10 protein-coding genes are annotated in these 14,040 nt (G+C 68.8%); 7 read left to right on the top strand and 3 right to left on the bottom strand.

Features of this window, described 5'->3' with window-relative positions; genetic code table 11:
* Window positions 1-47 precede the first annotated feature (47 nt).
* The 5 genes from glgX (at window position 48) to CSR00_RS14285 (ending at window position 7,946) form a co-directional block, all read left to right on the top strand.
* Window positions 48-2,270 carry a glycogen debranching protein GlgX gene (gene glgX / locus CSR00_RS14305; RefSeq protein WP_099023072.1) on the top strand — a complete coding sequence of 741 codons (2,223 nt, stop codon included), beginning with the start codon at window positions 48-50 and terminating at the stop codon, window positions 2,268-2,270.
* Between the two features lie 15 nt (window positions 2,271-2,285).
* A complete protein-coding gene (gene treY, locus CSR00_RS14300) occupies window positions 2,286-4,574 on the top strand; it encodes a malto-oligosyltrehalose synthase (RefSeq protein ID WP_099023071.1) in 2,289 nt (762 codons plus the stop codon).
* On the top strand, window positions 4,567-6,321 hold the full coding sequence (gene treZ, locus CSR00_RS14295) for a malto-oligosyltrehalose trehalohydrolase (protein ID WP_099023104.1): 1,755 nt from the start codon (window positions 4,567-4,569) through the stop codon (window positions 6,319-6,321). Before treY ends, treZ begins: the two co-directional genes overlap by 8 nt.
* Window positions 6,322-6,402: 81 nt before the next feature.
* On the top strand, window positions 6,403-7,704 hold the full coding sequence (locus CSR00_RS14290) for a YeeE/YedE thiosulfate transporter family protein (protein WP_099023070.1): 1,302 nt from the start codon (window positions 6,403-6,405) through the stop codon (window positions 7,702-7,704).
* Window positions 7,701-7,946 carry a hypothetical protein gene (locus CSR00_RS14285; RefSeq protein ID WP_141564360.1) on the top strand — a complete coding sequence of 82 codons (246 nt, stop codon included), beginning with the start codon at window positions 7,701-7,703 and terminating at the stop codon, window positions 7,944-7,946. The genes CSR00_RS14290 and CSR00_RS14285 overlap by 4 nt, the downstream gene beginning before the upstream one ends.
* 22 nt (window positions 7,947-7,968) lie before the next feature.
* On the opposite strand, the gene ilvA is transcribed toward CSR00_RS14285, so the two are convergent.
* Together ilvA and CSR00_RS14275 are read right to left on the bottom strand one after the other, a co-directional pair.
* Window positions 7,969-9,249 carry a threonine ammonia-lyase IlvA gene (ilvA, locus tag CSR00_RS14280; protein ID WP_099023068.1) on the bottom strand — a complete coding sequence of 427 codons (1,281 nt, stop codon included), beginning with the start codon at window positions 9,247-9,249 and terminating at the stop codon, window positions 7,969-7,971.
* 41 nt (window positions 9,250-9,290) lie between these two features.
* Window positions 9,291-9,728, bottom strand: coding sequence for a nitroreductase family deazaflavin-dependent oxidoreductase (locus CSR00_RS14275; RefSeq protein ID WP_099023067.1), 438 nt, complete (start codon window positions 9,726-9,728; stop codon window positions 9,291-9,293).
* A gap of 81 nt (window positions 9,729-9,809) precedes the next feature.
* Between CSR00_RS14275 and CSR00_RS14270 the strand changes: the two genes are divergently transcribed.
* Window positions 9,810-10,040: a hypothetical protein gene (locus CSR00_RS14270; protein ID WP_099023066.1), complete on the top strand. Its 231-nt coding sequence runs from the start codon at window positions 9,810-9,812 to the stop codon at window positions 10,038-10,040.
* Between the two features lie 38 nt (window positions 10,041-10,078).
* Entirely contained in the window at window positions 10,079-10,438 is a 360-nt protein-coding gene (locus CSR00_RS14265) for a hypothetical protein (protein ID WP_099023065.1), read from the top strand.
* An 18-nt stretch (window positions 10,439-10,456) separates the two neighbouring features.
* On the opposite strand, the gene dnaE is transcribed toward CSR00_RS14265, so the two are convergent.
* Window positions 10,457-14,005 carry a DNA polymerase III subunit alpha gene (gene dnaE, locus CSR00_RS14260; protein ID WP_099023064.1) on the bottom strand — a complete coding sequence of 1,183 codons (3,549 nt, stop codon included), beginning with the start codon at window positions 14,003-14,005 and terminating at the stop codon, window positions 10,457-10,459.
* Between the last annotated feature and the right edge of the window lie 35 nt (window positions 14,006-14,040).

Genomic DNA, 14,040 nt, shown 5'->3' with positions numbered 1-14,040 from the left:
CGGCCGGCGGTCGAGCGACGCGCCCGTCGCGCCGATAGGGTCTAGAAATGTCGCTGAGCGAGCCCGACCATCCGTCCGGGCCATCCCCCGTGGACCCCGTTCCGGGCCGGCCGCAGCAGGGCCTGCTGGGGCCCTCGACACCGGCGGTGACCACCGTGTGGCCGGGTAGCGCATATCCGCTGGGTGCCACCTACGACGGCGCCGGCACGAACTTCGCGCTGTTCTCCGAGGTCGCCGACCGGGTCGAGCTGTGCCTGATCGCCAAGGACGGCACCGAGACCCGGGTCGAACTCGACGAGGTCGACGGCTATGTGTGGCACTGCTACCTGCCCACGATCACCCCCGGCCAGCGCTACGGCTATCGGGTGCACGGGCCCTGGGATCCCGCACGGGGGCACCGCTGCGACCCGAGCAAGTTGCTCGTCGACCCCTACGGGAAGTCGTTCCATGGTGACTTCCGGTTCACCCAGGCGCTGTTCTCCTACGACCTGGACGCCGAGGATCCCGCCTCCGGCGGCGTGCCGCCGCGGGTGGATTCGCTGGGCTACACGATGACCTCGGTGGTCATCAACCCGTTCTTCCACTGGGACAACGACCGGGCGCCGCGCACCCCCTACCACGAGACGATCATCTACGAGGCGCACGTCAAGGGCATGACCCAGACACATCCGGGGGTGCCCGAGGAACTGCGCGGCACCTACGCCGGGCTGTGCCACCCGGTGATCATCGACCACCTGAAGTCGCTGAACGTCACGGCGATCGAGCTGATGCCCACCCACCAGTTCATGCACGACCACCGCCTGCTGGACCTCGGGCTGCGCAACTACTGGGGGTACAACACCGTCGGGTTCTTCGCCCCGCACTACCAGTACGCCGCCAACCCGCACGCCGGCGGTGCGGTGGCCGAGTTCAAGTCCATGGTCAAGGCGTTTCACGCCGCCGGCATCGAGGTGATCCTCGACGTCGTCTACAACCACACCGCCGAGGGCAACCACCTGGGCCCGACCATCAACTTCCGCGGCATCGACAACGCCGCCTACTACCGCCTGCTCGACGGCGACCTGCGCTACTACAAGGACTTCACCGGCACCGGCAACAGCCTCAATGCGCGCCATCCGCACACCCTGCAGCTGATCATGGACTCGCTGCGCTACTGGGTGCAGGAGATGCGCGTCGACGGGTTCCGCTTCGACCTGGCCTCCACGCTGGCCCGCGAGTTCTACGACGTGGATCGGCTGTCGGCGTTCTTCGACCTCGTGCAGCAGGATCCGGTGGTCAGCCAGGTGAAATTGATCGCCGAGCCGTGGGACATCGGTGAGGGCGGCTACCAGGTCGGCAACTTTCCGGGTTTGTGGACCGAGTGGAACGGGAAATATCGCGACACTGTGCGTGACTACTGGCGGGGTGAGCCCGCAACCCTGGGTGAGTTCGCGTCCCGGCTGACCGGGTCGTCGGACCTCTACGAGGCCACCGGGCGGCGCCCGAGCGCCAGCATCAACTTCGTGACCGCTCACGACGGGTTCACCCTGAACGACCTGGTGTCCTACAACGAGAAGCACAACGAGGCCAACGGCGAGGACAACCGCGACGGGGAGAGCCACAACCGCTCGTGGAACTGCGGCGTGGAGGGCCCGACCGACGATCCCGAGATCCTGGCGCTGCGGTCGCGGCAGATGCGCAACATCATCGCCACCCTGATGGTCTCGCAGGGCACGCCGATGCTCAGTCACGGCGACGAATTCGGCCGCACCCAGCTGGGCAACAACAACGTCTACTGTCAGGACTCCGCGCTGTCGTGGATGGACTGGACGCTGGCCGAGAAGAACGCGGACCTGCTGGCCTTCATGGGCCGGGCCACCACCCTGCGCAAGAACCATCCGGTGTTCCGCCGGCGCAGGTTCTTCGCGGGCGAGCCGCTGGGCAGCGCCGCCCGGATCCGCGACATCGTCTGGCTCACCAAGGACGGGGTGGAGATGACGCACGCCGACTGGTACTCCGGGTTCAAGAGCGTGGTGGTGTTCCTCAACGGCGAGGCGATCCCGGAACCCGACGCGCGCGGCGAGCGGGTGGGCGACGACTCGTTCCTGCTGTGCTTCAACGCCCACAGCCGTGCCGTGCGCGTGATCACCCCGGACGGCGACTACGCCAAGCAGTGGACCGCCGAACTCAACACGGCAGACCCCACCGGCGCCAGCCGGCGGGTGATCAAGGCCGGGCGGGCCCTGACCCTGACCGGGCGCTCCATGCTGGTCCTGCGGAAGACGGCCTGATCGGTGGCCCGCCCCATGCCTGCCCCGGTGGTCTCCACCTACCGACTGCAGATGCGCGGCGACGGGTTCACCTTCGACGACGCCCGCCGGCTGCTCGACTACTTCGACGACCTCGGGGTCACCCACCTGTACCTGTCGCCCATCCTGACCGCCGAGCCGGGGTCGACGCACGGCTACGACGTCACCGATCCGACCACCGTCTCGGCTGAACTCGGTGGCGCCGAGGGCTTTTCGGCACTGGCCGACGCGGCACACGAGCGCGGGCTCGGGCTGGTCGTCGACATCGTGCCCAACCACGTCGGCGTCGACACCCCACGGAACAACCCCTGGTGGTGGGACGTGCTGCGGCACGGGCCAGCCTCGCCCTACGCCGGATACTTCGACATCGACTGGTCGGTGGACCCGCAGGGCCGAATCGTGCTGCCGGTGTTGGGCGCCGACACCGATGTCGCCGACCTGGAGGTGGCCGGCGACACGCTGCGGCTGGGAGATCTGGAGTTCCCGATCGCTGCGGGCACCGCCGGGGGCACCGGGGCGCAGGTGCACGACCGGCAGCACTACAGGCTGGTCGGCTGGCGCAACGGGGTGTGCGGTTACCGCCGCTTCTTTTCCATCACCTCGCTGGCGGGGCTGCGCCAGGAGGACCGCGAGGTCTTCGATGCCAGCCACGCCGAGGTGGCCCGCTGGTTCGCCGGGGGGCTGGTCGACGGGATCCGCATCGATCACCCCGACGGGTTGTCCGATCCGCCCGCGTATCTGGCGCGGTTGCGGGAGCTCACCGGGCCAGACGCCTGGATCGTGATCGAGAAGATCCTGGCCGTCGACGAGGCCCTGGACCCCAGCCTGCCGGTCCAGGGCACGACCGGCTATGACGCACTGCGCGAAACCGGTGGCCTGTTCGTCGATCCCAGTGGCCGTCCCGCGCTCACCGCGCTGTCGGACGCGGCCGGGGTCGACCACACCGCCACCGCGGCCGAGGCGCGCCGGCTCAAGGTGGCAGCCGTCACCGAGACCCTCGCCAGCGAGCTGGCCCGGCTGCGTCGGGCGGTCGTGATGGCGGTCGGGGCCGATCACGAGCAGCTCCCGGCAGCCGTGGCGGCACTGCTCAGCCACATCGGTGTGTACCGCTGCGACTACCGGTCGTTGTCACAGGTGCTGTCGGTCGCGATCGCCGACACCATCGCGGCACAACCCGAGTGTGCGGCCCCGCTGGAGCTGCTGTCCTCGGCGTTGACGCGCTCCGGCGAGGTCGGTGCGCGACTGCAGCAGCTGTGCGGCGCGGCCACCGCCAAGGCGATGGAGGACTGCCTGTTCTACCGCGATGCCCGGCTGGTCTCGCTCAACGAGGTCGGCGGTGAACCCGAGCGTTTCGGGGTCAGCGCAGCGGAGTTTCATCGCCGAGCCGCGATGCGGGCCGCGCTGTGGCCCGCCGCCATGACCACCCTGAGCACCCATGACACCAAGCGGGGTGAAGACGTCCGGGCCCGCATCGGGGTGCTGTCCCAGGTGCCGTCCCTGTGGTCCGAGCTGGTGCACGGTTGGCTGCGCAGCACACCGTGTCCGGATGTGGCCACCGCGATGTTCCTGCTGCAGAACATCTTCGGCGTGTGGCCCGCCGACGGCCTCGTCGACACCGAACTGCGCGGGCGGCTGCATGCCTACGCCGAGAAAGCCATCCGTGAGGCCGGGCTGCACACCAGCTGGACCGACCCGGACACGACATTCGAAGCCGCGGTGCACGCGTGGCTCGACGCGATCCTCGACGGTCCCGTCGCGGCGGAGTTGACCGCCCTGCTCGAGCGGCTGTCCCCCCATGCCCACTCCGACGCCCTGGGACAGAAGCTGATCTCTCTGACCGCGCCCGGAGTTCCGGATGTCTACCAGGGCACGGAGTTGTGGGAGGACAGTCTTGTCGACCCGGACAACCGGCGAGCGGTGGACTACGACGAACGCCGCACCGCGCTGGCCGACATGACACACCCGAAGATGCGCGTCGTGCGTGCGGCGTTGCGGCTGCGCCGCGACCGACCCGACACATTCCTCTCGGGCGGGCACTACCCGGTCTATTCCGCGGGTTCGGTGGCCGAGCACATCGTGGCGTTCCGGCGCGGCGAGGACGTGCTGGTGGCCGTCAGTCGGTGGACCGCACGGCTGGCCGAAAAGGGCTGGGACAACACGATCGTGGCGATGCCGGACGGTTCGTGGACCGATCTGCTCTCCGGCGTGACCCGGTCCGGACCCGTCCCCGCGGCCGAGTTGTTCGCCGAACTGCCCGTCGCGCTGCTGGTGCGTGCCGATGGCTGAGCACGAGTTCGCGGTCTGGGCACCCATACCGGACCTGGTCCGCCTGGACGTCGAGGGCACGGTGCACCCGATGACCCGCAGCGATGACGGCTGGTGGCGGGTCACCGTCGACGCCGCGCCCGATGCCCGTTACGGCTTCCTGCTCGATGACGATCCCACCGTGGTACCGGACCCGCGGTCGGCCCGCCAGCCCGACGGGGTACACGAACGTTCCCAGCTGTGGGACCCGGCGACGGCGGTCTGGACCGACGGCGGCTGGCGCGGCCGGTCCGTCGAGGGCGCGGTGATCTACGAGCTGCACACCGGAACCTTCACCACCGCAGGCACCTTCGACTCGGCCATCGATCGGCTGGACTATCTGGTGGACCTCGGGGTCGGCTTCGTCGAACTGATGCCGGTCAACGCCTTCGCCGGCACCCGGGGCTGGGGGTACGACGGTGTGGGCTGGTACGCCGTCCACGAACCCTACGGCGGCCCCGACGCCCTGGTGCGCTTCGTCGACGCCTGCCACCGCCGCGGCCTCGGTGTGCTCATCGACGCCGTCTACAACCACCTGGGCCCGTCGGGCAACTATCTGCCGCGGTTCGGGCCGTACCTGTCCTCGGCGAGCAACCCGTGGGGTGAGGGCATCAACATCGCCGACGCCGACTCCGACGAGGTCCGCAACTTCATCATCGGCTCCGCCCTGCGCTGGATGCGCGACTTCCACGCCGACGGGTTGCGGCTGGACGCCGTGCACGCGCTGGTCGACACCACCGCCGTGCACATCCTGGAGGAGCTCTCGGCCGAGACCGAGGCGCTGTCCGCCCGGCTGGGCCGCCCACTGTCGCTGATCGCCGAATCCGACCGCAACGACCCCCGCTACATCACACCGCGCTCCGAGGGCGGCTACGGGATGACCGCCCAGTGGGACGACGACATCCACCACGCACTGCACACCGCGGTGTCCGGCGAGCGCCAGGGCTACTACTCCGACTTCGGCTCGCTGCAGACCCTGGCGCAGACGCTGAAGAACGGCTACTTCCACGCCGGGACGTTCTCCAGTTTCCGGGGCCGCAGACACGGGCGCCCGCTGGACACCGCGACGGTCCCCGGCTCTCGGCTGCTGGCCTACACCAGCACCCACGACCAGGTCGGCAACCGTGCCGTGGGCGACCGCCCGTCGGCGTATCTGAGCAGCGGGCAGCTGGCCGTCAGCGCCGCGCTGGCGCTGCTGACGCCCTTCACGGCGATGATGTTCATGGGCGAGGAGTGGGGTGCCTCGACGCCGTTCCAGTTCTTCAGTTCGCACCCGGAGCCCGAGCTGGCCGAGGCTACCCGGGCCGGACGCAGGGCGGAGTTCGCCGAGCACGGCTGGGATGCCGCCGACGTGCCCGATCCCCAGGATCCCGCGACCTTCGAGCGGTCGAAACTGGACTGGGCCGAGGTCGACACCGGCGGGCACGCGCGCCTGCACGGGCTCTACCGCCGCCTCATCGCGCTCCGCACCGACGAACCCGACCTCGCCGACTTCTGGCTGGACCATCTGGGGGTCGACTACGACGAGGCGCAGCGCTGGATGCTGCTGCGGCGCGGCGGGCTGAGGCTGGCCTGCAACCTCGGCGACACCGCGGTCAGCGTCCCGGCGACCGGCGAGGTGGTGCTGGCCTGGGATGACCCGACCGTCGGGGAACGAAGCACCGAGCTGCCACCGTGGTCCTTCGCGGTACTGCGGACGGCACAGTCCGCTGACAGCCGGCGCGGTTAGAGTTGACGAGGCATCACCGCCGGGCCGGCATGTCCGTCCCGGGAGGGCGACGCGGTCCGGTCGGACCGCCCGGTGGACGGGATGGGCATCGTGACCGATATCGGCGTGACCGCCCCGCTGTGGGTCGGCCTCTTGATCGGGGTGGCCTTCGGTGTGCCGGCCTCGCTGTGGGGCATCGGCAATCCCGAGACCATCATCCGCACGGCCAGGCTCGTCGACCGGCTGCTGATCGGGTGTTTCGCCAGCGTCACGGCCATCGGCGCGGTCCTGCTGTACGGCCTGCACGCGCTGGGCGTGTCGATGCACTTCGGCCCGAAACCGCTGTACGTCTACGGGGTCGCGCTGGGCGGGCTGATCTTCGGCGTCGGCGCGGCCATCGGCGGTTACTTTCCCGGGACCGAGTGGATCGCGCTGGGTGAGGGCCGCAGGGACGCCCTCTACGCCATCCCGGGCGGTCTGCTGGGCGCACTGGCCTGGACGCTGGTCTACCAGACCGCGCCCGGACAGTGGCTGGTGCACTCCGCCAACTTCGGCGACCTCGTGCTCACCGGCAACATCGCCGACATCTCACCGTGGACGACGTTCCTGGTGGCGCTCGGCTACGCGGTGGTGGTCTTCGCGCTGCTGTACTTCCTCCCCCGCTACAAGGGCGGCACGCACAGCTGCCTGCGCGACCTGACCAGCCCTCAATCGTCCTGCTCGGTCGACGAACACGACCGTGCCTGCATGCGTGACACGGCGGCCTACCTCGCCGAGGGCTCGATCGACCCGACCGGCTCGGCGCCGAGCCGCTGGCAACGCCGCGTGGGTTCCGACACGGTGCCCGCGGCCAACTTCTACGCGCGAACGATCCTGATGGTGGCCACGGCCGTGGCGATCATCGTGGTGTTGTCGATCTTCCTGCGCCAGATCTTCGGACAGTCGACGACCTACTCGTGGCTGGTGGGCAAGCTCTTTCTGCCCCACTTCGCCTACACCGGCGAGGTGATCCGCGGTATCGGCTGGGAGCCCCTCACCGACGTCGGTGTGCTGTTCGGGGCGCTGATCTCGGCGCTGTTCATCAGCCGGCGGTTCACCGCCTTCCGTCCGGTGCTGCCGCCGTCCTGGCGCAACAGGTTCGGGCCCAGCCCACGCCGGCGGGCGTTCGGGGCGTTCACGGGTTCGTTTCTGGTGCTCTTCGGCGCCCGGATGGCCGGCGGGTGCACCAGCGGGCACACGCTCAGCGGCGGTGTGCAGCTGGCGCTGAGCGCATGGTTGTTCACCGCGGCGCTCGTGGTGGCCATGGTGCTCACCGCCAAGGCGCTGTACGGCAACACCACCTGGCTGACCGCCGCGCCGGCCGGGCCGTCCGTCGGCGTCGACACCGCCGGGGGCCAGCGGTGAGGGCCGGCGCGCGGGCCCGGGCGGTGGTGCTGGCCACCGTGCTGGGCGCTGCGCTGGTCGCGATGACGGTGCTGGCGGCGCTGCTGACCGCACAGGCACCGCAGGGACCGCTGACCCTGACGGCGTTCGGGGTGCCCGCCGCCGTCGCCCTGGCGGCCGTGATCGCGGTGGCGGCGCTGTCCCGCGGGCGGCGCACCCCCGAGCCCGGGCACGACGAACCGGGTGACCACGAATCCGTCTGAGGGGCGCGACGGTACCCGCGGGTCAGGTCAGGTAGCGGTACACCGGGGAGTTCGGCGCCAACTGCTCGACATGGCATTCCGAGGCGGCCATCCGGTGCAGGAGCCCGTCGAGGTCGGCCGACGAGCCGAGTTCGATTCCCACCAGCGCCTCGCCCGTCTCGCGGTTGTTGCGCTTGACGTACTCGAACAGCGTGATGTCGTCGTTGGGACCCAGCACCTCGTCGAGGAACCGCCGCAACGCACCCGGCTCCTGGGGAAAGTCGACCAGGAAGTAGTGCTTGAGCCCCAGGTGCACCAGCGAGCGTTCCAGGACCTCCCCGTAGCGGGACACGTCGTTGTTGCCCCCGGAGATCAGGCACACCACCGTGGCATCCGGTTCGATGTCGGCTTCGAGCAGTCCGGCCACCGACAACGCGCCCGCGGGTTCGGCGATGATGCCCTCGTTCTGGTAGAGGTCGAGCATCGCCGTACACACCGCGCCCTCGTCGACCGCCGTGATCGACACCATGTCGCCGGCGGCCGAGAGCGCCTGGAACGGCAGGGTGCCCGCGCGCGCGACGGCGGCACCGTCGACGAACTGATCGACGTGGTCGAGTGTCACCGGAACGCCCTCGGACAGCGCCGCCAGCATGGAAGCCGCCCCGGCGGGCTCCACGCCCAGCACCGAGGTGCGGGCGGTGCGCTCGGCCAGGTAGGTGGTGATACCGCTGATGCAGCCGCCACCACCGACGGGCACGATCATCAGGTCGGGCTCCCCGTCGAGCTGGTCGAGCACCTCAACGGCGATGGTGCCCTGCCCGGCCATGGTCCGGACATCGTCGTAGGGCGGCACCAGGGTCGCGCCCGTGCTCGCGGCATCCGCGCGGGCCGCCTCGGCGGCCATATCGTAGGTCTTGCCGCCCACGATCAGCTCGATGAACTCCCCGCCGTGAAAGCGGATCCGGTCACGCTTCTGTTTGGGGGTCTTGGCCGGCACGTACACGCGGCCATGGATCCCCATCGACCGGCAGGCCAGCGCGAAGCCCTGCGCGTGGTTTCCCGCCGATGAGCACACCACCCCGGCGGCGATCTCCTCCGGACTCAGTTGCATGAGCAGGTTGTAGGCACCGCGCAGCTTGTAGGAGCGCACGACCTGCAGATCCTCACGTTTGAGGTAGATCTGCGCGCCGGTGATCTGTGACAGCCGCTCGCAGTACTGCAGCGGACTGGGTGTGACCACGCCCGAAATTCGCTGCGCCGCCGCCTCGATATCGGCCGCGGTCAGCGGCGACACCCGGGGACTCTGGCTCAGTTCAGCGGACACCGGTCAATGGTGCCACGGGTGTTTGCCCAGTTCCTAACCGGTCAGGGCACCGGTGTGAGCACGAACACCGGGATCTGGCGATCCGTCTTCTTCTGGTACTCGGCGTAGTCCGGGAAGGCCGCCACGGCGCGTTCCCACCACTGCGCCTTCTCCTCGCCGAAGACCTCCCGCGCGTCGTAGTCGCCGGTCACCGTGCCGTCCTGCAGCTCCACCCGCGGGTTCGCCTTGACGTTGTGATACCAGGCGGGGTGTTTGGGGGCGCCCCCCAGCGATGCGACGACGGCGTACTGGCCGTCGTGTTCGACACGCATGAGCGGGGTCTTGCGGATCTTGCCGGTCTTGGCGCCCAGCGTGGTCAACAGAACGACCGGGCGCCCCTGCATCTCGGTGCCTTCCGTGCCGCCGGATTTCATGTATTTGTCGGCGTTTTCCCGGGCCATGTCGAAGGGGCTGGGTTCATACTCTCCTGAGAGCGGCATCTAGCCAGCCTAGCCAAATCGGGGCACCATATCCGGTGTTTCGGCTACCCGAAACCAGGTTTCGCGGCTATCCTGAAACACGTGACCAGCGCCGAAGAATTCCGGGCCGCCGCGGCTCATCCCACCACCGCCGTGGTGTCGATCGCGGGTGTGCCCTGGCCGGCCTACAAGCTCGTCGCACTGGTCGTCGGAGTGCTGATCCTCGGCATCGCCACCGCGGCGACGGCCAGCATCGCCGCCGGTGTCCTCGGCGGCGCCGCCGCGGCAACCCTCGTCTGGGTCGCCGCTCCCCTACTCGGCCACCACCAGTAGACCGGGCGGGCGCACCGGTACTGGGCGACGATGGGCTGATGAACAGCCCCCACCATGCCAAGACAGTGATCAACGTGGTTCGCGCCGACACCGACTCCCTCATCGGGGCAACCACCGTCGCGCGGCGGATTCACGAGGTCGCCCCCTCCCGGGCAGTCACGCTGGAGGTCTTCGTGTTCGCCGGTGCGCAACGCGCGCTGACCGACGAGCGCCGATCCGAATTCAACGAGGCCGTCGACGGACTCATCGCCGCGGGCGTTCCCGTGAGCGCCTGCCTGAACTTCGCGCTGTCCCTGAACGCTGCCGAGACGCTGGCCAGGCGCGGCATCCAGCTGGAAGCCGCGCGGGAGGCCTACCTGCGCTACACCCTCGAAGGGGCGACCGTCATCAGCATCTAGCCCGCCCCGGTCCCGCGGTCAGCCGCCCAGGCAGCCCGGGCCCAGCAGTGCCTTCAGATCACCCATCAGCGCCGACGACGGCGTCACCCGCAGTGACTGGTCGAGCTCCAGGGTGGTGATGCGTTCGCCGCTGATCAGCCGCAGATGCACCTGCGAGGTTCCGGGGTGACGCGCCAGCACCTGCTTGAGCGCGCTCACCTTGTCCAAGGTGCACTGGCGGGTCGGCAGGCTGACCGCCAGCGGGCGATCCACCTGCGCGTTGCTGAAGTCGGGCACCACCAGGTCGTGGACGATCAGCGATATCCGGTCATCCTGGATGCGGACCTTCGCGCTCAGCAACACCACGGCGTCATCGGCGACCTCGGCGCCGTGCAACGAGTAGGTCTGGGGGAAGAACAACACCGTCACGCCACCGGTGAGGTCTTCCAACTGTGCTGAGGCCCAGGGCAGTCCGTTCTTGTTGACCCGGCGCTCGACGCTGGACAGAATCCCGCCCACCCGCACCGTGGTGTCGTTGGCCACATCACCGTCGAGGATCGCCGGAATGGCCGTGTCCACCTGGTTGGCCAGCAGGTGCGCGACCCCGTTGAGCGGATGGCCCGAGACGTAGAGCCCGAGCATCTCGCGCTCGAGCGCGAGCTTGTGTTTGTCGTCCCACTCCTCGTCGGGCACGCGGATGATGAACGCCGAGTCACCGGCCTCGCCGCCATCACCGTCCGCGCCACCGAACAGGTCGAACTGGCCCATCGCCTCGGCCTTCTTGGTGCCCAGCACCGAGTCGACGGCGTCGGTGTGCACCAGGAACAGCCCCTTGCGGGCGTGCTTGAGCGAGTCGAACGCACCGGCCTTGATCAGCGACTCGGTCACCTTCTTGTTGCAGGCCGCCACGTCGATCTTGTTCAGGTAGTCCGAGAAATCGGTGAAACTGCCCTTCTCGGTTCTGGTCTGGATCAGCGACGAGACGACGTTGGCGCCGACGTTGCGGACCGCGCCCAGCCCGAAGCGGATGTCGCTGCCCACCGAGGCGAAGTTGTGCACCGATTCGTTGACATCGGGCGGCAGCACGGTGATCCCCAGCTTGCGGCAGTCGGCCAGGTACACCGCCGCCTTGTCCTTGTCGTCGCCGACCGAGGTCAACAGCCCCGCCATGTACTCGGCCGGATAGTTGGCCTTCAGGTAGGCCGTCCAGTAGGACACCAGGCCGTAGCCGGCGGCGTGCGACTTGTTGAACGCATACCCGGCGAAGGGAAGGATGGTGTCCCACAACGCTTTCACGGCCGCCTCGGAGAAGCCGTTGGCGGTCATGCCGCTGTAGAAGTCCTTGTACTCCGCCTCGAGCACTTCGAGCTTCTTCTTGCCCATCGCCTTGCGCAACGAATCGGCCTTGCCCATGGAGTAGGAGGCCACTTTCTGCGCGATGAACATGATCTGTTCCTGATAGACGATCAGGCCGTAGGTCTCGGACAGGATCTCGCGCAGCGGTTCTTCGAGCTCGGGGTGGATCGGTTTGATCGGCTGCCGCCCGTTCTTACGGTCGGCGTAGTCGTTGTGGGCGTTCATGCCCATCGGCCCGGGCCGGTACAGCGCCAGCACGGCGACGATGTCGTTGAACTCGGTGGGCTGCATACGGCGCAGCAGATCGCGCATCGGCCCGCCGTCGAGCTGGAACACACCCAGGGTGTCGCCGCGGCTGAGCAGCTCGTAGGCCGCGGGATCTTCGAGCTCAAGGGTTTCCAGGTCCAGGTCGATACCGCGGTTGGCCTTGATGTTGGCGATCGCGTCGCCGATGATCGTCAGGTTGCGCAGCCCGAGGAAGTCCATCTTGAGCAGGCCGATGTCCTCGCACGACGGGTAGTCCCACCCGGTGATCACCGCGCCGTCCTGGGGCCGCTTCCACAGCGGGATCGCCTCGATCAGCGGCTCGGAGCTCATGATCACCGCGCAGGCGTGCACCCCGGCGTTGCGGACCAGACCCTCCAGCCCGCGGGCCGTCTCGTAGATGGTGCGCACATCCGGGTCGGTCTCGATCAGCCCACGGACCTCGGCGGCCTCCTTGTACCGCTCGTGGCCGGTGTCGGTGATCCCCGACAGCGGGATGTCCTTGGCCATGATCGGCGGGGGCAGCGCCTTGGTGATCCGGTCGGCGATGGCGAAACCGGGCTGACCGTAATGCACCCGTGCCGAATCCTTCAGCGCGGCCTTGGTTTTAATGGTGCCGAAGGTGATGACCTGGGCGACGCGGTCACTGCCCCACTTCTCGGCGGCATAGCGCACCATCTCGCCGCGGCGACGGTCGTCGAAGTCGATGTCGATATCGGGGGCCGACGGCCGCTCCGGGTTGAGGAACCGCTCGAACAGCAGCCCGTGCGGGATCGGGTCGATATTGGTGATGCCGAGCGCGAACGCGACCAGCGACCCGGCGGCCGAGCCGCGGCCGGGCCCGACCCGGATGTCGATCGAGCGGGCGTAGCTGATCAGGTCGGCGACGATGAGGAAGTAGGAGGGGAAACCCTTGGTGCAGATGACGTCGATCTCGTAGGCGGCCCGGTCGAGGTAGTTCTGGCCCACCCCCGACGGGAAGCGGCGCTGCAGCCCGGCCTGCACCTCGTGACGCAACCACGACGCCGGGTCGTGGCCGTCGGGCACCGGGAACACCGGCATCCGGTCGCGCGGGGTCCACACGTCGTCGTAGGGCTGGACCCGCTCGGCGATCCACAGGGTGGAATCGCAGGCACCCGGGACCTCGGCGTCCCAGATCTCGCGCATCTCGGCGGCCGACTTCAGGTAGTAGCCGTCACCGTCGAACTTGAACCGGTTCGGGTCCGACAGCGTCTTGCCGGTCTGCACGCACAGCAGCGCCTCGTGATTGTGCGCGGCGTCGCGGGTCACGTAGTGGCAGTCGTTGGTGGCCAGCGGCGGGATGTCCAGCTTGCGGCCGATCTCCAGCAGGCCGTCGCGGACGCGGCGCTCGATGGACAGCCCGTGGTCCATCAGCTCCAGGAAGAAGTTCTCGGGCCCGAAGATCTCCCGCCACCTGGCGGCCGCCTCCAGCGCCTCGCGGTCGTGCCCGAGCCGCAGCCGGGTCTGCACCTCGCCGGAGGGGCAGCCGGTGGTGGCGATGATGCCCTCGGCGTGTTCGGCGATGATCTCCGCGTCCATGCGGGCCCACTTGCCCAGCTGGCCCTCGAACGAGGCCAGCGAGGACAGCTTGAACAGATTGCGCAGCCCGGTGGCGTTCTCGGCGACCATCGTCATGTGCAGATAGGCGCCGCTGGCCGACACGTCGTCGGACTTCTGGCTGGGGTCACCCCAGGTGATGCGCTTGGTGTTGAAGCGGGAGCCCGGCGCGATGTACGCCTCGATCCCGATGATCGGGGTGATGCCGGCGCGCTTGGCCTCGTTGTAGAACTGGCTGGCACCGAACATGTTGCCGTGGTCGGTCATTCCGATGGCGGACATCTCAAGCCGCTCGGCCTCGGCCAGCATGGGCTTGATCTTGGCGGCCCCGTCGAGCATGGAGTACTCGGTGTGGTTATGCAGGTGCACGAAGGAGCCGCTGGTACTCATAGGCCCGTCAGTCTATGACCGCCCGCCGACAGTTC

The organism is Mycolicibacterium palauense, assembly GCF_002592005.1.
In the GTDB taxonomy this organism is placed as follows: domain Bacteria; phylum Actinomycetota; class Actinomycetes; order Mycobacteriales; family Mycobacteriaceae; genus Mycobacterium; species Mycobacterium palauense.
This window is presented reverse-complemented; position numbering and strand designations above follow the sequence as displayed.